Source organism: Vibrio coralliilyticus (assembly GCF_024449095.1).
Classification (GTDB): domain Bacteria; phylum Pseudomonadota; class Gammaproteobacteria; order Enterobacterales; family Vibrionaceae; genus Vibrio; species Vibrio coralliilyticus_A.
Window position 1 is genome coordinate 2,725,133 of sequence record NZ_CP024627.1, and the last position, 20,172, is coordinate 2,745,304.

The following is a 20,172-nucleotide window of genomic DNA, read 5'->3' on the forward strand; positions in this document are numbered from 1 at the left end:
TAAATTAAAATCTCATCATTTTGACCAACATAGCAACTTAAGACTAAAGTTCTATGATTTTCTTCGCTTAATTTCGTCAATCTCATGTGACGAGAACACATAATCGACCAAATCAATCATTGCATAACTATTTAAAACTTGTTCCTATGATCAGGTAAACTGAATCATAGTTTTGCTCGGTTCGACCATAACCAAGCATGATAGGCCCAACGGGAGAATCAATCCCAGCAAATACGGAACCTGCCGCATATAAAGGGGCGTCATCCAGCTTGATACTTGGATCCGACCACACTCCGCCATACTCAAAAGACGCACCGAGATAGAATGGTGATGAGAACAAGCCGAAATCATTATCAAACCAACGATAACGGTATACCAAACTACCAAACGCTTTATTTTGACCAATCAAACTGTTACGTGGGATACCCGACAAATTAAGAAAGCCGCCAAGTTCCTTAGGGTCAATAATCAATGACGAGTTTTTGCTCTCAACAACCCCCACATCAAGATTTGCGACCAAAGTATGTCGAGAAAAACTGTTAGCATAAATGATCTTAGCGCCGTACTCATAAGCCGTGTCTTCGTCATGACCGTCAAACACACTACCGGAGCTACCAACACTCTCATCATGGGACACTAAATAATCTAAGTTGAGATACAGCCCTCGACTTGGCAAGCTGAAGTTATCCAATGTATCGAGACGATAATTAGCAAAGGCTCCCAATCTCCTAAATGAGACATCTCCCAATGAGGGGACCGAAGCTAGCTCACCTGACCCATCCGTATACCTGACTCCCACTTTAAATCGGCGCCATAAAGTATCTTGATAGCCAATCGCCAACTCCGACTCCCATTCAGTAAACGATACTGGGAGAAAGTCCTGAGTCGCTTTCAGTGAGGGTTCTTCCACTCCGTCAAAAGGTACATTAACCTTCTCATTACTGAATGTAACTCCCAACGTCGTAAAGAGATCTGAGCTAGAGAACAACGGACTATAGAGCTGACCTTCAATCAGTTTGTCCGTGCCCATTTCCAAATTGAGGGTAAATTCTGCACCGTATTCATTGAGGTCAGTAAAATTAGTCGACACCCCGATAGAATATTGACTGTCAGTATCAAAATCATCTTCGAGGAAAAAGCGGAAATTGACATAATTAGGGCCCCAAGATTTTTCGCGAACGTTGACCACTAACGCCTCTTGATCATCCACCTTTTCATAGCGATAGGTGATCAATTCAAAACGGTCTAAGGCATAAAGGTCTTGGATACTTTGTTCTACATCAGAGGTGCGATATCGTTGACCAACTTTTAAGTTAAGATGCTTTTTAAGCACATCATCACTGTAGTGAGTGTGATTGTGGATGATGATTCGCTCGACTTGGATTTCATCGCCATAACGTAACCGACGTCTCGCATCTTCTTTCTTATCAATGTAATCCTGATACTGAGATGACGAAACACTGTAGCGTTTCAGTAATGCTTCATTCTCAATGGCAACCTGATAGCCCTTCTCGAAAGCCTCAGGCATTTTATTGAACTCTGTTGTTTCCATCCCCCCAACTTCCGGTTGAAGGAGGACGTCTTGATCAGTGAGAGCTTTAGCTTGACGATTGGTAGTACTTCGAACCAAATAATTGGATAACTGATCCGCTATAGTGAATAGAGTCGTGAAATCATCTTCGCCTTTATAGTCCGTACTAATATCAACAGCAATCACCACATCTGCTCCCAGCTTACGGGCAATGTTGACTGGCATATTATTCGTCACTCCACCGTCGACCAATAGCTGACCATTTAACTCGTAAGGAGGCAGTGCCCCTGGCACCGACATACTCGCCATCATGGCATCGACCAAGTATCCGCTATCGATAACGACAGGTGTCAGTTCAATAATGTCGGTGGCCACCGAACGGTAAGGAATGGCAAGATCATCGAAAGAGGTAAATGGGGGGAGGTTACCAGAGGTTTCACGCAAGATTTTTAACATGCCCTGCCCCTGAACAATACCACGAGCAGCATGCACTTCTCCCCAGCGCAGCCCCAAATCTGTGGTCAACTGGTATCTGTCTTCATACTCTTTATCACGCACGCGACGTTCACTTCGGTCCACACGGTCGCGGTAACCACTATTCCAATCCACCGTTTCAATCAGAACTTCAATTTCATCGGCACTCATACCTGTCGAGTACAAACCGCCAACATAGGCTCCCATACTAGTACCGGTAATAAAGTCGACGGGAATTCTCAACTCTTCAAGCGCCTTCAAAACACCGATATGGGCAGCGCCTTTCGCCCCACCACCAGCCAGAACCACCGCAATTTTGGGGCGCTCTACAGGTTCTGGCTTTCTTTTCGTCTCAGAAAAGGCGACTTGTGGCATCACAACTATATTCGTGATTAGAAGCCAAGCTAGTTTTCTCACTCTAGAGTTCCCTTCTCATTCTCATACACCGAATCGAGCAATAGATACGCCCAACGATTTACCAACTGAATATTTTTTTTATCCATTGTGTGGGTTGATTGTCACACTGCTGTTTAAGCACACCGTTAGCATCCCAAACGGGCAACTTAAACGAGTTATCGCAATCCAGTTGTAAGCTCCCCTGCTCTGTGGAAGCAAATCCGAGTGTACTGATCCCTTTTGGCCAAGGTAGCGTCAGTTTTTCTGGTATGCGGTGATTGAGATATTCTGCATAAACTCGTAGCGCACCACTAGAGCCTGTCAGCTTTGTCGGTTTATTATCGTCACGACCTAACCAAATGGTTGTCACTTCCCGGCCATCTACGCCAACAAACCAACTGTCTCGAGTATCGTTACTGGTGCCGGTTTTCCCAGCCAGAGCCGCCCAGCCAAACTGGCTATTGAGATAACGGCCTGTTCCCTCAAGCACACCACGCTTCATGGCATACGTCGTCAGCCATGCCGCTTGTTGGTCAATAGTTTGCGACATACGCGGCAAAGACTGATACAAAACATTACCTTCCAAATCAACGACTGAGCGCAGTGCAGAGAGTGGGGCTTTTTTACCCGAGTTCGTTAACGTTTGATACATCTGCGCGACTTGAAACGGCGTTAAAGTAAATGAACCAAGAAACATGGATGGCACCGGGCGGATCTCATTACGGTCCACTCCCAGCTTTTCCAAGGTGTTGACTACATTAGGGATTCCCAATTTCATCCCAAGCTCTACCGTCGGCACATTGAGAGACTTTGCCAGTGCAATGTACAAAGGTACATCACCCCGGAACTTACGATCGTAATTACGAGGTGACCAAACGCTGCCCTTCGATCCTTTAAGGCTGAGAGGTTTATCATGCAAAGTGGTCGCCAAGTTGTATTTATCAGGTTGTTCGAGTGCCGTTAGGTAAACCGCAGGTTTCGCCAATGAACCGATTTGCCGACTGGCATTGAGTGCGCGGTTAAAACCGTCATAGCCGGTCTTCTTTCCCCCTACCATGGCGCGGATTTCTCCAGTATGTCGATCCACGGCTATAGCCGCTCCTTCCAAAGACTTCCCTGCTACCTTACTCAGTTGAGGAATTTTCTTCGCAATCGCTTGTTCCAGCTCTTGTTGAGAAACCGGATCGAGAGAAGTAAACACCCTCAACCCCATATCAGCCTGAAATGCATCACCGACTTTTTCTTTCAGCTCAATTTTCAGTTGCTGGAAATAAGCAGGCTGACGGCTGGCGATACGTGGATTGTCTTGAATATCGAGCGGCCGGCTGGCTGCCATATCAAATTGGTTAGCACTCAACATTCCCTGCTGCATCATTAAACGCAACACTAAATCACGGCGCTCTTTTGCACGCTCAGGAAAGCGAATGGGATTGTAATAGGACGGACCTTTAACCATCCCAACCAATAAGGCCAATTGATCGATTCTCAGCTCTTGAATCGGCTGCCCAAAATACAAACGCGACGCTAAGCCAAAACCGTGAATAGCCTCACCTCGACTTTGACCTAGATACACTTCATTAAGATAACCTTCGAGGATGCGATCTTTGCTATAACGATAATCAATGATCAACGCGATGTAAGCTTCACGGATCTTACGCCACAAAGTGCGGTCACTGGAAAGAAAAATGTTCTTGGCTAACTGCTGGGTCAGCGTACTACCGCCTTGTACGGTGCGACCAGCTTTGATATTGGCGACTAACGCCCGAGCAATAGCGAAAGGTGATACGCCATCATGCTGGTAAAAATCTCTGTCTTCGGTCACTAGTAGTGCATCAACCATCACCTCTGGGAACTGATCTCGCCGCAAAAATAAGCGCTGCTCATCATGATTTTTTTCCAACATGCCCAACATTTTAGGTTCAATGCGCAGATAACCAAGATCGCCTGATGATTCAAGCGACTGAATTCGCGTCAGTTCTGAACGGTCAAAATGCAGCATTACATGACGGTCAGGCTCTGGCCCATCAGTAAACTCAAATGGGCGACGAATCAGCTCAATCTTAGTCGATGAGGAAGAGTACTCACCTGGGTAACGAGGCTGCTGCACTTTGCGGTAATTGAGCACATCTAACTCATTACGCACTTCTTGAATGGATATTGAATCGCCAGGAGAAAGGTTAAGAATGCGCGCATACACGACCGTTGGGAGATCAAATAACTGACCTTCAAAGCGTTGCTTGACCACACTATCGAGGTAAATCCCAACAAACAAAAGCACAGCAAAACCAGCCAAGCTTAACTTCCAACTCACACTCCATAGCGTCTTCAACCAGCGGTGTGGGCCTTTGGAGGACGATTTACGTTGAGTTTGAGCCCGCTTTCGAGTTGGTCTCTTGGTTGTTTTCGCTTTACTGCTCGTAGTAGTTTTTTTCTTGGTCATGAGTTCATTTGTCGCTTAGTTTTGGTCGTTGCCACATGATTAGCTGGGTCATCAGGCCACACATTTGCGTTAACGTGCAGGTGTATAAGATATTGACATAAATTTATTTTTTAAAAATCATAACTTTACAATCAAAACTAATAAAAAACATTGACAAAAGTTAATTACCCTAGTTATTGACAGTAATTGACTAAGTAGAGGCTATTATTGACACAGATTGTACTAGACCTCGTAAGTCACGACTCGACTTTAAGCTCCTGCCTTTAGTTATTATTCTGGATGTGAACCACACTATACCATGGATAAGAGTCATGAAAGGAAGCGGAGTTCTTATAAAAACTAGTGTTTTTCTGGTTGGGAGCAACTTTGACAAATTCAATCTATCAGGTGGATGACACTTGTTACCAAGTGCCCTCTTCCTAAGAACCCAGTGTGTAACTTTCACCTCACTAGGCTCATGCCAAGAACTACTAATTTGCCTCTTTGACTTTTTCTTTGCAAAGTATTCTGGTATTGAAATCCATTTTCATGATCTTTTGCCAACCGTAAAATTGCCATTGACCTTGACGGTTGATGAACTATTTAGAGGCAATCCAAGTTCTAAATTTCGTTAGATGACGCCTTTCAGCCCAATGACATAGCGTATGGAATAGCTTGTGACCTATATATTCGAATGCCTGTTAAGCCATGCAGTGTCGACAGTAATTCTACCAGCCCTCGGATTTATCAACTTGATTAAATGGCGTTGTTGCCTAAGTCAGTTGAACCTTTTCCGAGTCCTGCGATCTGATCCTTTATGAGGATTAGACTGGTGGTGATATGGGTAAAGCGAAGAAGAAGATAACTAACTGGGCGGAGTACAATACGTCTCTGTGCAAACGTGGTTCGGTTACGTTCTGGATAGATGACTCCGCCATAGATGCATGGCAATGCAAAACCCATCATGGCAAGCGTGGGAGAGGCTTTCAGTACTCAAGATACAGCGATTGAAACGGCTTTGATGATAAAGGGTATCTTCTCTCTGCCATTGCGTGCACTTCAAGGCTTTATCGACTCGATCTTCAAGTTACTAGATGTTCCGCTGACGTCCCCTGACTACACCTGTATCAGTAAACGCTCGAAGACAGTTCAGGTCAAATATCGCAATAAATCTAGAGGGGCTATTCGCCATATCGCCATTGACTCGACAGGTCTCAAAGTTTTTGGTGAGGGTGAATGGGAAAGTGAAAAAGCATGGTGCAGAAAAGCGCAGAACATGGCGCAAACTGCACTTAGCTGTTGATGTAGATACCCACGAAGCTATCAGTGCTGAAGTTAGCCTTGTCAATGTTGGCGATAGTGAAGTGCTTCCTACATTGCTCAACCCACTACGCAGAAAGGTCATTACCGTATCTGCTGATGGAGCCTATGACAGCAAAAATTGCCACGAGACTTTGAAAAAGAAAGGTAGTATCCCGTTGATACCGCCTCGAAAGAATGCAGCCCTTTGGGAAGATGGCCATCCCAGAAACGAAGCAGTAACCGCCTTGAAAAATGGGACAATCTCGGAGTGGAAAGCCCAATCTGGTTATCACTATCGGTCAATATCTGAAACTGCAATGTCCCGATATAAAGGACTAACAAGCGGAAAATTGAGCTTGAGATGTTACAACGCTCAAGTGGGCGAAATCATGGCGAATGTCAAAGCAATAAACAAAGTCATAGGACTAGGTATGCCTGTCAGAAGCTAACGGTTAGCCCTATATATAGCGTCGTTGTTCTTTAAGCTGATTTGATCAACAACGCCGTGTTGAGAAGCAAAACAGTCGAACTCGTCTATCAAGAGCTGTGGGGGTTATTACTTGGTTATAACTTGGTGAGACGAGAAGCTAGTCAAGCTGCCGTTGAACACGGACGCTTACCTAATGAAATCAGCTTTAAGTACGCTTGCCAATTTATAGCCAGCCAGCTCAAAATGATGAGTAAAGCGGTGTCTTTAGGTAACACGCCGAAACGCTTAAAGAGCCTTCGAGGAGATTTATCTATCCTCTTTATAGACAAACGCCCTAAGCCAAATCGGCCTAGGGCGGTAAAAATATCAAAGACCCGATACCCTGTTAATCGCTACGCAGCTCCTCTTAAGTGAACTACGTTGCACCGACAGCGGGCTTTTTTTCGCAAGGTGATCAACGAAGGTGAGCTGGGGTTTTCGTTTTATCTCTATTCAAGTAGTAATACAGGTAGACCAACGAATAAATTGTGACGAACGCATCGAGCGCGAATACACCACTCCAACCGTAAAACCATTTGGTAATCATTGATACAAACGTTGTACAAGAAAATGCCAACAAACATGGATTTCTCGAACGCGCTGTAAATCATTGTTGAGGTTCTAAGCTGCTTGTATTTCGCCGAGAACATGAGCAGAACACCGATACAACCCACCATCACTCCCCAATGCTGATAGGTTCCTTGCAAGTACTCCTTATTCATCATCATGACGTCATTGTAGGAAAACAAAGTTTTCATGCTCCACTCTGGTGCCAAAAACGTAGAGAATGCAGTGGCAGTCAGTAGACCTGTGATGATCAAATAGGATTTGATCGTTTTTTCAAAAAATCGCTCTAACATATTAATAAACCTGAAATTTAATTTAAATCACTTGCTATTTTCCAAACATATTCATGACTGCTGCTTTCAATTCGTTTATCTTCCGCTGAAAACAAGTGTTTTACTCTATGGTCCAAGCCTGTTTCCATTACGGTTTTAGCATGAGAGAAAGTTAAGAAGCCTTCTTTACCGTGATAATGTCCTAACCCAGATTCTCCAACGCCACCAAACGGTGCGTCATCCACAGCCAAGTGGAACACACAATCGTTGATGCACATTCCCCCGGAATGAACTCTGGTTTTCACTTGCGCTTGCAAGTCTCGATCAAAAGTCATCAGGTATAATGCGAGAGGTCGAGGTTTACTATTGACGATGGAAAACGCCTCTTCAATATTTTGATACCCGATAATTGGCAGTATAGGGCCAAAAATTTCTTCTGTCATAACAGTAGAGGTCAAACTAGGTTCAACCAATAAGTGGGTCACTAGACTATGGTTACTAGGATCAAGTGCATCGCTATGACAGGCTTCAATTCGAGTTTCTGCCTGCTCTTCTTCATCCAGCAACGCCATGATGCGTTCATACTGCCTTTGGTTTGCCATTGAGGTCAGGTTGTTCGAATACACTCCTTCAACAAACAAGCTTTGGTACCGAGATTTGTACTCATCAATAAAGTGCTCAATTTTGCTCTCTGGCAACAATATGTAATCCGGGGCTACGCAGACCTGCCCATTGTTAAGGCTCTTGCCATAAATAATGCGTTCTACCGCAATATTGATCGGCATGTCTTCCGCCACAATCACCGGCGATTTTCCGCCTAACTCAAGAGTAACAGGCGTTAAATTGGCCGCAGCGGCTTTCATTACGTGACGACCAACTTGCGTTGATCCCGTAAACAACATGTGATCAAAATTTAACGCCGTAAACGATGCTGCGATATCTGCTTCACCCTCCACAACTTGAACTTCACTGTGATCAAATACCGTTGCGAGCATTTCACCCAACACCTGGTTGGTGTATGGGGTAAATTCACTCATCTTTATCATCGCTCGGTTACCTGCTGCCAACGCTGATATTAGTGGCCCCACGGACAGCATAATAGGAAAGTTCCATGGTGTAACAATCCCAACCACCCCCTTAGGTTGGTAAACTACTTCAACTTTAGACGTAGAAAGCAAGGCACCTGGGTGGCGAATTGACGACGTCATCCAATGCGGTAGGCAGTCAATCGTATGATCAATATTGCCAATACAAGGCACGATGTCTGCCATCAATGTATCCAATTGGCTTCGGTATCCATAATCTAGGCTGACAGCTGTGCAAAGTTTGTCTGTATATTCGATTAGCGCGGACTTAAGCCTCATTAGTTTCTTGATTCTGCTCGCCTGACTTGGCATGGGGTTAGCTGTAAATGCTTCCTTCATAAAGCTAAGAGCATTTTCCATTTGCACTGATGTTAGATCATATTTCATACATCACCTCGTGGTTGATTTCCATACACAATAAACAAAACAAACCGGTCAGTCTAGATGCGTATTGTCAATTGTATGTCAGAGGTTTTTACACAAAAAGGGGGTTTTCTGATCAGTCCTACAAATATGAACTACCTTAAATATATGAGTCAACACTCACATAAGAGGGTAGTAGCAGGTGGAAAAAAGGAATATTTTTTGTCTCGGTATACTTTGGGCTGCATGTTCTGCTGATGCTAGCGATATATCAGAAGCAGAGGCTCATTCACAATGGCGACACAGCATGGAGATCTATGCATTGGCATTGAACATTCGGGGAGACAATCGAATTGGAGGTCTCTCCACTGATGTAAATATTGATCCTGCTTTCATCATGGATCATATCGATATGGGAGCAATGCTGCGCCTTGAAGGCATTTACGCCAATCAATGGGGTTACTACGTTGATTACAGCTTTATGAAGCTCAGTGGTCACTCCGATGCAGTGTTGAACACTAACTTGGAATTATTGAAAGGGAACGTAGACATCCGCCAAGGTGTGCTTGAAGCCAAAGGATTCAAGCGCGTTGAGTACGAGGTTGGCGCCATAGACTATATGGCTGGAATCCGTTGGTGGGACAACGACATCGACGCCAAACTCTATACACAGGGAGGTGCTCTAGACAAAGCGAAATCGCTCGATGAAGACTGGATCGATTATCTGGTTGGAATTCGGTGGACGAACTCGCTTAGTGAAGATTGGCATTTTCACGCGAGCGTCGATGTCGGGCTTGGAAGCGACACAGATTTTACAAGCTCAGTGCTAACAGGTGTGCGCTACCAAATAAATAGTTGGTCGGATCTTAACCTAGCCTATAAATCCACTTGGGTGGATTACGATAACGGTGATGTTTTCGCATATAATACCGCTTCCCAAGGCTTTCTAGTTGGGTGGGTTGTTCAGTTTAAATAAAATTTTTTATTTTCTGGCCCTAAACCACCTTCTTTAGAAGGTGGTGATCGTTCTTTTGGGCTTTGCCCGAAGAACGCTCATGTTCAAGATGTCCTCGTTTGCAACCAACAAATGAAGGAAATAACGAACATGAGCAGATATGAATCCGCTTCACACGTTTATCATCGGTGTCAATATCATATTGTTTGGACACCTAAATATCGACTAAAGATTCTGAAAGGAAATTTAGGCAAAGAGCTGTATCGGAGTATCTACGTTTACAGCAATATGAAGAAATGCAAGGTTGTCGAGCTTAACGTCCAAATTGATCATGTCCATTTAGTCGTGAGGCTTCCGCCGAGCATGAGTATCTCAAATTACATGGGGTTTGTTTAAAGGTCGTACAGCGATTAGGTTGTTTAACAAATTTCCGTATTTGAGAAAGAAAAAGCTCTGGGGTAATAAGTTCTGGCAACGAGGTTACTTTGTTTGATTCGGGTAGGGATGAACGAGGAAATTATACGTAGATATGTCAGGCACCAAGATCGTGTGGGAAAAGAAGAAGAGGAGCGACAAATGCTTCTAGGATTAGATAAATAGCAGTGAGCCCCCTTATAGGGGGCCAACCAAAGCCACCTGCTATGCAGGTGGATTTTTACTTAAAACGCGTTAGCTCGCCTATGTAAAATACTTCGCTAGTTGAATGGGGTGTCTGCAATTTTTGACTTCTTTGTATAAGAATGGATATCTTCAGTAGAAGAGTGTTAGGTGCGGCAGAGTTACGCCAAAGAACAGCATGGCGGGAAAGTGTTTGCAAGGCGCCACCACTCTGCACTCTGAGTACGGTGTTCCAATGAGAAGTTACCCCATCTTGCAAAGGTGCATTACCTTGACGGCGTAAGCTCCTAGAGTAAGTAATTGCCCCCCCCCTACTCGAAGTCGTTGTTCGAAGAAAGAGTTTTCCTTCATGGCCAACAAATATGTTCTCTTCCTTGGAATGTGCTTGGTATTGATTAGCATAGCAATGAGTATTAGCATAGTGGAATGAAGTGTGCGACACCTCATTAGATACACTGCGGTAAGGGTAATTAAATTATTCGTCAGCGGTATGCAAGTCTATCCGACCTCAATTGGCTAATCCACGATATTGTGATATTGATAGCTAGAATCGACAGGGAGTCATTGTGTCTAAGTGTGTTCGTTTCAATTTTATTTATTGAGGATATATTAAATTAGTGCAATACATAAAGGGTCATGCCTTTGCGGTGAAGTGAGCTTTGAAGTTGAAGGTGAGTTTGAAAGTTTTTTCATGTGTCATTGTCAATATTGTCGCAAAGATACTGGTTCCGCTCATGCGTCTAACTTGTTTTCTACTACCGCTGTTCTAACGTGGATATCGGGCGAAAACAACATAAGCACGTATAGTCTGCCGTCTACAAAGCACGTGAAGAGTTTTTGCTCGCACTGTGGTTCTGCTCTGCCAAATGTTCAAATGGGTGGGTCGTTTTTAGCAGTGCCTGCAGGAAGTATTGACTCAACAATTTCAAATAAACCAAACGCTCATATATTTGTCGCTAGTAAGGCAGAATGGGATCAAAACTTAGAGCAGGTTCCGATGATAGAAGGGCTACCTGGTTAAATTCAGGAAACGCATAGCAAACGACTATGGCATCAATAGCTAATTTTAAGCCATGTTTTCATTTCACCTGACGCCACCTCTCAACATTCAATTTAGTATGAATACCATTTCAAGCAATGATCTCGACTTCTTAGGGCTTTTCAGCTTTCACCAACCGCTGGTAGGTTTCTTTGAAAACTGGGTTACATTGCATTGATGACATCATCGCCGTGTAGAACATTGTGCATACTTGAGCTTAGAAGTGATGTTCAATTCTCAGACATAACTTTAAATGACTTATCTGTTTTGATAGTTCTCTGAGATATTGGAACAGATTATTACTAGAAAGCGTAGAAACCATTCTCCTGAATTTAAAGCTAAGATTGCATTGGCGGCGGCAAAAGGTCATAAAACTGTCGCTTAATTAGCTCAGAAATACAACTTACACGGTAACCAAATTTCTACATGGTAAAAGGAGCTGTTTGAGAATGAGCCTATGACTTTTTCTTTGAAAGTCAGTTGAGTCTGGAAAATGATTTTTTGGCTAAGTTATTCGGTCTTTAGACCTAGCACAGCGAAAGAGTTTGTTGTAAAATTTACCCAATTACTGATAAAACTCTAGTGTGTATTACTTAATACTGCTAGCTTTTCCGCTTGCTATCAATCCATCGGGCTCTCTGATGAAGAGGTTGATTTGTATCGCATGATTAACGAAATTCATCTTCAAGATCCGAACATGGATAGTCGATGATTTCAAACCGCTCTAGCAAAAAAGAGACATAATCTTAATTGTAAATGTATCGTTCGGGTCATGCGGACATGTGCATTGGATCCATGTCCCAAACCGAAAATAATATTCCCGAACAAAGCACTCCTACCTGTTACGTGATATCGCAGTCACTTGCCCAAACTAAATTTGGGCCATTGACATCATATTGTCCTAATGGCTGACGGGTTCCTGTACTTGGTTGTCATTATTGATGCTTATAGCCGTAAATGTTGCCCTAGCGTATGGACATGAGATTCTATATCAAAACCCTTAAGCACTATGGGCCACATAATGTTTTCAAATCACAAGCTAGCTTGTTTACCAACACTGAGTTCACTCAGAAATTAATTGACTATGGTGGATGGAAAGGGTCGCTGGACCGACTTAAAAGCTTACACGGCATCTCGTTAAGCCGAACTGGAAATTTTTACATTTTATAAGAAGAGTGTAACCATCAAGGACTCAGTGAACTCACCATTGATGACGCTTACTTCGGAAAGCAAAGATAAGCTTCACCTGACATTTAAGGAATAGCTTGTTTATCCAACCATTGGGTTGCGCTTATAGTCCAACGTTAAGGCTCTGAGACGCAGGACGCTTGGTTCATGCCGCTTGGGATGGAGCTGGAGATCTTACCATTGTTGAGGCTTACGTAGTAATAGCTAGAACTATCAGGTGTCATAGACCAATATGAGTACTCGGTAGGCCAGCCGCGGTCGGCAAACATATTGCCGTATATGTCGTACAGCTCCACTTTTAACTCATCTCTTGTTGCTAAGCGCCAATTGGTTCGTCCTCCTAAGCTTTTAGTATTGTAGGCCGTGCACAGGGCATTCGCATTACCCCAGTTGAATAGGTAGAATTCACCAACTGGGCCGTAAGCCCCTTTTTCAATATAGCTACCATCTGTTGCGCTGCCACCAATGCTATCTAAGTAAGCCACCGATGGTGAATTAGTGAACAACCTACCACTACCTGTATCGAAGGGATCAATACATACACCTGCTAAGTCACACACAGTAACTTTCACCGTATTACTGACGATACCATCCTTGCTGGCAGTGATCTCTGTGTCACCTTTAGTGTTGGCCGTTATCAAACCTGAAGCGGATACGTCCGCGATTGTTGGGTCTCCAACAATCTCCCAGGAAACAGAATCACTGACGTCATTTTCGCTTCCATCATCGTATTTAGCAATTGCGATTAGCTGTTGCGTACGACCTTCTAATACCGAAGTTGGTGAAGGAGTGACCTTAATTTCATTAACTTTTGCATCTACTGATGTTTGGGAGTCTTCTGAATCACAACCAGCTAACAGCATTAATGCCATTAATACAAAGATATACTGAACTATGTATTTCATGTTGGGTCGACCTTAATTATTTTAACTAACACTTAGAGAAGGCGTTGTTGCCTAAATCAGTTGAACCTTTTCCGAGTCCTGCGATCTGATCCTTTATGAGGATTAGACTGGTGGTGATATGGGTAAAGCGAAGAAGAAGATAACTAACTGGGCGGAGTACAATACGTCTCTGTGCAAACGTGGTTCGGTTACGTTCTGGATAGATGACTCCGCCATAGATGCATGGCAATGCAAAACCCATCATGGCAAGCGTGGGAGAGGCTTTCAGTACTCAGATACAGCGATTGAAACGGCTTTGATGATAAAGGGTATCTTCTCTCTGCCATTGCGTGCACTTCAAGGCTTTATCGACTCGATCTTCAAGTTACTAGATGTTCCGCTGACGTCCCCTGGCTACACCTGTATCAGTAAACGCTCGAAGACAGTTCAGGTCAAATATCGCAATAAATCTAGAGGGGCTATTCGCCATATCGCCATTGACTCGACAGGTCTCAAAGTTTTTGGTGAGGGTGAATGGAAAGTGAAAAAGCATGGTGCAGAAAAGCGCAGAACATGGCGCAAACTGCACTTAGCTGTTGATGTAGATACCCACGAAGCTATCAGTGCTGAAGTTAGCCTTGTCAATGTTGGCGATAGTGAAGTGCTTCCTACATTGCTCAACCCACTACGCAGAAAGGTCATTACCGTATCTGCTGATGGAGCCTATGACAGCAAAAATTGCCACGAGACTTTAAAAAAGAAAAGTAGTATCCCGTTGATACCGCCTCGAAAGAATGCAGCCCTTTGGGAAGATGGCCATCCCAGAAACGAAGCAGTAACCGCCTTGAAAAATGGGACAATTTCGGAGTGGAAAGCCCAATCTGGTTATCACTATCGGTCAATATCTGAAACTGCAATGTCCCGATATAAAGGACTAACAAGCGGAAAATTGAGCTTGAGATGTTACAACGCTCAAGTGGGCGGAATCATGGCGAATGTCAAAGCAATAAACAAAGTCATAGGACTAGGTATGCCTGTCAGAAGCTAACGGTTAGCCCTATATATAGCGTCGTTGTTCTTTAAGCTGATTTGATCAACAACGCCCCTCTAAATCAGATTTTACGTCGATGGAGGAAACGCAAAGCCAGCCATAAATAACCCAGCTTGTGATGTCTGATGCTATATCACGATTTCCATTACTAGCTTGTGAACTATGGAGGTTTTATTAAAAGGTGGGTCTTGACTTTTCTATTTAATTAATTTATCGATAGTCAAACAAAATATACTGCCATTTAAAAGATAATTGTAGGTATAAAAATTTTGTTTATTACCTGAAAGAAGCTTTGAAATAATAAAATCACTACAACGTTCTTATCTACTATAGCGATTATTTAGTCAGCTAATATCTTTACTTTGAAATAGTTGAGAGCGAACAAAAAGGAGGTGTCTTAGCGGCGAAAAAACTAACTGTGAAAATTAGCACAAGGAGTGGTGCACAGTTATAGACGAAGGGACCTAATATAAATAACAAAATAAGGTAAATTTATGACCTACAGTAACGTGTTTTGGAGTATCATCCTGAGTGCAAGCTGCACTAGTGCATTCGCTGGTTTTATTCCTACTTACAATCCAGGTACAGGATATCACTTTGTACCTAAAAAAGACGAGTATAAAGACTCCCGCTTCGCATACTCACAAAAAAAAATATCTCGGACAACTGTATTGGAAAGGAACATAGATGTTGATGCTAAGTTAACGTTGATTGACAAAAATAAACGTGGCAGAGTTGATTTGTGGTGGCTATGGATTAGAGATGGGAAGCTTAGAATTGCTGGTGGGAATACGAGCATTCAATTGTGCCCTGCAGCAAGCAAAGAGCAATACTGTTGGTGGGACGCTGAAGATATTGACGGAACGTTTTTTTATCTAAAAGACCCTTCAAATGGTTATTATATGACTCTTCAAGATGATAACTCAATTAGTTTTGAACCCACAAGAGATGAAGTTAATAGCGCTTGGAAGTTAGTATCGTCGATAAGTAGGGGTAATACTTCGGATAGCAACTTTATTAGCACGAATCCGTCAGCACCTCACGTTCCCATTAGTAAAAGAAACAATAGTTATGGTACTGACCACGATTATCAAACCAACAGGAATGACTGGACTCAACCAGATTTGCCCATCATTCAATATGAGCTTGGGCAACCCTCTGAACAGAAATGGGTGTCAAATCCTGCTTATGAATACTTACTGGATCGCTATCCGTTTTCAGCTTTAGAGGGAGATAACAGCCAAATCCCGGATATACAGCCAAGCAGTGGTTGGGAACTCATAAAAATGGATATGGGATTTACTATGCCGCAAGATGGTGAACCCGTTACAGCTTCACCAACAAAGTCTTACTCAGTACCTTATATGATTTTGTATAATCGATTAATAGGAAAGTTAAGAGTGCTGGCCTTGTACGACCAAAACCCCGGACTTTACAACTCTGCTGTTATTGAGCTTTCACACAATGGAGATAATGATAGGGTGGCTACAAATCTATTTTCTCCTTATAAAAGCCACCCACTTAATCGCGCTAAATCGCCAACCCGAGTGACATCAATGGCTAAGCTAATTGCCAATGAAGATACTCAATGGATTTATGGCGATTTTGAGATTGGCTACGACCCCTGTACTTCGTGTTTCTCTTCTGCCCTTGATGTTTTAATTACACCGATAGCCAGTGGTGACATATCACTAACTGGGCGTTCTTTGGCAAATTCGGTACCTGTCAGAGACAGTAATGGAATGGTTTCCGATGATTACTTGACTAGTTATTTATTAGAGACAGGTGTAGACCAACAAGTGGGTGCTACAACGTTCCGTAACTATCAAGCCCTGCACGACATGTTCAAAAATCAAGAAGATATAGCTCATGCGATTTATAGTGGCGGAAATGGTTGGTCACCAAATTCAGACGCCGCCTTTGCACTGAATAAAGTGTCTGAGTTTTTAGGTGGCGCTGGTGGCGTAAGTCCTGAGCCAATTAGTAAAACGGTTTTAAATGGACTATCCAGTTTAACCAAGTTCGCCAATTTTAGTCGACCTTCTGTTTTAACTGGTCTGCAGTTGCCTCCGCCTATGCCTACTGTAGTTTTTGGTGAATTGTCGCTCCGTGGTTCAGTTGAGTTTATGGGGAATACTGACAAGATCACGATAGAGATGCCAGGGTCTCTGGGAGCTAAAGAAGCACCGGAGTTATCACCTAATGGCTCTTATCCGACATACAATGAAGAGTTAGGCATATTTTCGCTAATAACAATGCCCACACTGAGCCTATCTAATCCAAACCAGCGGATGGCCATTCGCGATAATGGTTATCTTTGTGTCACATTCAGTAGTAAATGTCAGCTATCTGGTGTAGGTCTTAGTATGACGGTTGAATATCCTTTTGAATGGGACTTTCGTTCGTCTAATTGGAATTGGAAAGCATCTAACGTGTATAAAGGTTCAATTGGTGAACTACTTTACACTATCAATCCTGCCTCTGGCTGGTCCCCTGAAGACATTGAAGTATTCGTTGCGGCTGAGCGGGTAACACAAGGACTCGATGGAGTATGGAGAAGTTACACTAGCACGTTTGTCCCAATTGAAAAGTGGAAAGAGGAGCTATGGATGGCGCTAAGTCCAGAACCATGGCCTTATGAGGAGCAAGCTAGATTCAATCTGAAGGTTGCGGTCACTAAAGCTGGAACAATGGATATAGAACGAAGCTCTCTGTTCATAGAACCCTCTAGTAAGACACAGCTTATGCAACTTCTTACCTATCCGATAAAGATGACGAGGACAGGGACTAGACTTACAGATAGCACCGACAAATATAGTGTGCTTGAAAGACCTTATGCAATGAGACCTTACTACGTTTCACCTCAGAGTTACGAAGAACATTTTTGCAAAGACGAAAGTGAATATTTAGTTAAGAATAGTCCACTGCAATAGCTTTCTTCTGTCAGGAAAGGACTTACCCTTCTGCGTATGAGTTGATGAACAACTCATACGCAGAAAAACGCAGAGGTAACAACGTTTAACCTGTTTCGTCGGCGTTGTTGCCTAAATCAGTTGAACCTTTTCCGAGTCCTGCGATCTGATCCTTTATGAGGATTAGACTGGTGGTGATATGGGTAAAGCGAAGAAGAAGATAACTAACTGGGCGGAGTACAATACGTCTCTGTGCAAACGTGGTTCGGTTACGTTCTGGATAGATGACTCCGCCATAGATGCATGGCAATGCAAAACCCATCATGGCAAGCGTGGGAGAGGCTTTCAGTACTCAGATACAGCGATTGAAACGGCTTTGATGATAAAGGGTATCTTCTCTCTGCCATTGCGTGCACTTCAAGGCTTTATCGACTCGATCTTCAAGTTACTAGATGTTCCGCTGACGTCCCCTGACTACACCTGTATCAGTAAACGCTCGAAGACAGTTCAGGTCAAATATCGCAATAAATCTAGAGGGGCTATTCGCCATATCGCCATTGACTCGACAGGTCTCAAAGTTTTTGGTGAGGGTGAATGGAAAGTGAAAAAGCATGGTGCAGAAAAGCGCAGAACATGGCGCAAACTGCACTTAGCTGTTGATGTAGATACCCACGAAGCTATCAGTGCTGAAGTTAGCCTTGTCAATGTTGGCGATAGTGAAGTGCTTCCTACATTGCTCAACCCACTACGCAGAAAGGTCATTACCGTATCTGCTGATGGAGCCTATGACAGCAAAAATTGCCACGAGACTTTGAAAAAGAAAGGTAGTATCCCGTTGATACCGCCTCGAAAGAATGCAGCCCTTTGGGAAGATGGCCATCCCAGAAACGAAGCAGTAACCGCCTTGAAAAATGGGACAATCTCGGAGTGGAAAGCCCAATCTGGTTATCACTATCGGTCAATATCTGAAACTGCAATGTCCCGATATAAAGGACTAACAAGCGGGAAATTGAGCTTGAGATGTTACAACGCTCAAGTGGGCGAAATCATGGCGAATGTCAAAGCAATAAACAAAGTCATAGGACTAGGTATGCCTGTCAGAAGCTAACGGTTAGCCCTATATATAGCGTCGTTGTTCTTTAAGCTGATTTGATCAACAACGCCTGTTTCGTCCCTTCTTAAACGGCATAGCCCTGAACATGTAAAAGTAACAAACTTTTCGGGAAATACTTAAATCGTACAAACCAATTTGAATGAAAAATATCAGACTTTGGATTGACTGATATTACAAATCTTGGTTAGAAGGTAGTTCGATAAGCCCACTCTAAATGAACGCCCGCCACCAGTGGCGTTTTTATATTTTTGCCCCGTTAAATCTAGATCCATAACTTTGCATTGGTTCCAATGTTCAGCTGATTTTGAATAGCCTAGCTGCGCTAACATTTGAGCTGATCTATGAATGGATGCCTGGGTTTCATTTATAGGCGAAGTATCGATGATTTTCTTAATCAACAACCCAAGCGATAGCCAAAGTGAAGGGGAATAGTGAAAACCATCTCTGTCGCTACCGATCTGTTTTGAAATACCATCCAGCCAAACCTTCAAAAATAAAATGATATATTGCTTCGTTGTTGATATGGTTTCTTCTGAGAAAACTCCTTTTCTTCCATTGAAATCATCTACTTTGTTTTTATCTTGAGCATTTGCTCCCGCAATTGAACCTAGGACAAGTTTTATCAACGTCGCTTCTGCGACAATTCCTTGTTCAGATTTAGTTAAGCGCATGGACGAACTAGTCATTCCTCCATATCGCTCCAAGTTAGTTTTCTCAGCGATTTCTTTTACACAATCGTTGATAGACGAATTACTCATCATGGTGGTTTGAATAGGTGAATGTAACTGAGATGTGCGAGCGTTGTACTTGGTGTAGTAGTCGCACATATCATCAAAACTAATCGCTGAAACGGTATTGAATATCATTGTAACCTGAATCGGTAAACGCGATAGGCTTTGCCTAATGCCACTATCCGCTAGCATGTGTTCAACTGAAGATCTTCGCGCCGGATAAAAAGGGGGCTCTATGCCCAATAACTTGGCAATCGCTATTAATTCTAGAACTCCTCCCACTATCAAGGTGTTTTTGGGAGCATAAGTTAACTCAACCATTTGTTTTTGTTGCGTTTGCATAGAAGATTTACCTCCAACTACATAAGTCAATGACAAAAATGGGGTCTTCTCGACATTCCTCAGTGCAAGCTTAATTGAGTGAGTAATTTCCGTTATTCGGTCTTTATTTAGTTTACTGTGAACAGACTTCAACAAGCCCTCTGTTTTAGAGTCAGCAGGAAGGAGGGAGAAATAGGCCGGAAGCTCTATTGCCATTAGATGGGTTACAAGAGTTCTATTTCCTCCAAAGTTACACTCTGGGCTAAGTCCACAAACAACGACACTTTTATCCACAGCACTTTCAACAAACAAACTTACATGCCGATATTTTTACACAAAAAACCTGACTTACCTTGAACGGGCGCTCCGCCCGATCAATAATAAAGGCAATGAACGATATTACAAATCATCAGGTATGACTAAAGAATCAAATCACTTTGAAGACTCACGGCGTTGTTGATCAAATCAGCTTAAAGAACAA

Annotated in this window: 9 protein-coding genes and 8 pseudogenes; 9 read left to right on the top strand and 8 right to left on the bottom strand. The window is 43.1% G+C overall.

Annotated elements, in window-relative coordinates:
• Positions 1–127: 127 nt before the first annotated feature.
• The 3 genes and pseudogenes from CTT30_RS12785 to CTT30_RS12795 form a co-directional block, all read right to left on the bottom strand.
• A complete protein-coding gene (locus tag CTT30_RS12785; protein ID WP_252036644.1) occupies positions 128–2,380 on the bottom strand; it encodes a patatin-like phospholipase family protein in 2,253 nt (750 codons plus the stop codon).
• Between the two features lie 100 nt (positions 2,381–2,480).
• A complete protein-coding gene (gene mrcB / locus CTT30_RS12790) occupies positions 2,481–4,841 on the bottom strand; it encodes a penicillin-binding protein 1B (RefSeq protein WP_252035328.1) in 2,361 nt (786 codons plus the stop codon).
• Between the two features lie 448 nt (positions 4,842–5,289).
• Positions 5,290–5,580, bottom strand: a pseudogene (locus CTT30_RS12795) (group II intron reverse transcriptase/maturase); the annotation flags it as partial.
• A gap of 80 nt (positions 5,581–5,660) precedes the next feature.
• On the opposite strand from CTT30_RS12795, the pseudogene CTT30_RS12800 reads away from it, so the two are divergent.
• Positions 5,661–6,571: pseudogene (locus tag CTT30_RS12800) on the top strand (IS5 family transposase).
• Between the two features lie 47 nt (positions 6,572–6,618).
• A pseudogene (locus CTT30_RS12805) lies at positions 6,619–6,966 on the top strand (IS4 family transposase); the annotation flags it as partial.
• A gap of 40 nt (positions 6,967–7,006) precedes the next feature.
• On the opposite strand, the pseudogene CTT30_RS12810 reads toward CTT30_RS12805, so the two are convergent.
• Positions 7,007–7,451 (bottom strand): annotated as a pseudogene (locus CTT30_RS12810) (hypothetical protein).
• 34 nt (positions 7,452–7,485) lie between these two features.
• Positions 7,486–8,902 (bottom strand): annotated as a pseudogene (locus CTT30_RS12815) (coniferyl aldehyde dehydrogenase).
• A 244-nt stretch (positions 8,903–9,146) separates the two neighbouring features.
• Between CTT30_RS12815 and CTT30_RS12820 the strand changes: the two are divergent.
• The 3 genes and pseudogenes from CTT30_RS12820 (at position 9,147) to CTT30_RS12830 (ending at position 11,472) form a co-directional block, all read left to right on the top strand.
• Positions 9,147–9,854 (top strand): hypothetical protein, encoded by a 708-nt coding sequence (locus CTT30_RS12820; protein ID WP_370689718.1) that lies wholly within the window; start codon positions 9,147–9,149, stop codon positions 9,852–9,854.
• Between the two features lie 129 nt (positions 9,855–9,983).
• A pseudogene (tnpA, locus tag CTT30_RS12825) lies at positions 9,984–10,433 on the top strand (IS200/IS605 family transposase).
• Between the two features lie 670 nt (positions 10,434–11,103).
• Positions 11,104–11,472 (top strand): GFA family protein, encoded by a 369-nt coding sequence (locus tag CTT30_RS12830; RefSeq protein WP_442308688.1) that lies wholly within the window; start codon positions 11,104–11,106, stop codon positions 11,470–11,472.
• A 133-nt stretch (positions 11,473–11,605) separates the two neighbouring features.
• Here the strand turns inward: CTT30_RS12830 and CTT30_RS12835 are convergent.
• Positions 11,606–11,704: pseudogene (locus tag CTT30_RS12835) on the bottom strand (IS110 family transposase); the annotation flags it as partial.
• Positions 11,705–11,785: 81 nt separating this feature from the next.
• Here CTT30_RS12835 and CTT30_RS12840 point away from each other — a divergent pair.
• Positions 11,786–12,729, top strand: a pseudogene (locus CTT30_RS12840) (transposase family protein).
• 65 nt (positions 12,730–12,794) lie between these two features.
• Here CTT30_RS12840 and CTT30_RS12845 read toward each other — a convergent pair.
• Positions 12,795–13,583, bottom strand: a complete 789-nt coding sequence (locus CTT30_RS12845; protein WP_252035332.1) for an Ig-like domain-containing protein — start codon at positions 13,581–13,583, stop codon at positions 12,795–12,797.
• A 118-nt stretch (positions 13,584–13,701) separates the two neighbouring features.
• Between CTT30_RS12845 and CTT30_RS12850 the strand changes: the two genes are divergently transcribed.
• From CTT30_RS12850 to CTT30_RS12860, 3 genes are all read left to right on the top strand, one after another.
• A complete protein-coding gene (locus CTT30_RS12850) occupies positions 13,702–14,610 on the top strand; it encodes an IS5 family transposase (protein WP_252035333.1) in 909 nt (302 codons plus the stop codon).
• A 497-nt stretch (positions 14,611–15,107) separates the two neighbouring features.
• Entirely contained in the window at positions 15,108–17,546 is a 2,439-nt protein-coding gene (locus CTT30_RS12855; RefSeq protein WP_252040072.1) for a hypothetical protein, read from the top strand.
• 178 nt (positions 17,547–17,724) lie between these two features.
• Positions 17,725–18,633 (top strand): IS5 family transposase, encoded by a 909-nt coding sequence (locus CTT30_RS12860; RefSeq protein ID WP_252035329.1) that lies wholly within the window; start codon positions 17,725–17,727, stop codon positions 18,631–18,633.
• A gap of 155 nt (positions 18,634–18,788) precedes the next feature.
• On the opposite strand, the gene CTT30_RS12865 is transcribed toward CTT30_RS12860, so the two are convergent.
• A complete protein-coding gene (locus CTT30_RS12865; protein ID WP_252035336.1) occupies positions 18,789–19,985 on the bottom strand; it encodes a hypothetical protein in 1,197 nt (398 codons plus the stop codon).
• Positions 19,986–20,172 lie beyond the last annotated feature (187 nt).

What these genes read in the sequence shown, in the direction of transcription:
- CTT30_RS12785 (WP_252036644.1), bottom strand. Translation starts at nt 2,380, where the DNA reads ATGCCACAAGTCGCCTTTTCTGAGACGAAAAGAAAGCCAGAACCTGTA.
- mrcB (WP_252035328.1), bottom strand. Translation starts at nt 4,841, where the DNA reads ATGACCAAGAAAAAAACTACTACGAGCAGTAAAGCGAAAACAACCAAG.
- CTT30_RS12845 (WP_252035332.1), bottom strand. Translation starts at nt 13,583, where the DNA reads ATGAAATACATAGTTCAGTATATCTTTGTATTAATGGCATTAATGCTG.
- CTT30_RS12850 (WP_252035333.1), top strand. Translation starts at nt 13,702, where the DNA reads ATGGGTAAAGCGAAGAAGAAGATAACTAACTGGGCGGAGTACAATACG.
- CTT30_RS12855 (WP_252040072.1), top strand. Translation starts at nt 15,108, where the DNA reads ATGACCTACAGTAACGTGTTTTGGAGTATCATCCTGAGTGCAAGCTGC.
- CTT30_RS12860 (WP_252035329.1), top strand. Translation starts at nt 17,725, where the DNA reads ATGGGTAAAGCGAAGAAGAAGATAACTAACTGGGCGGAGTACAATACG.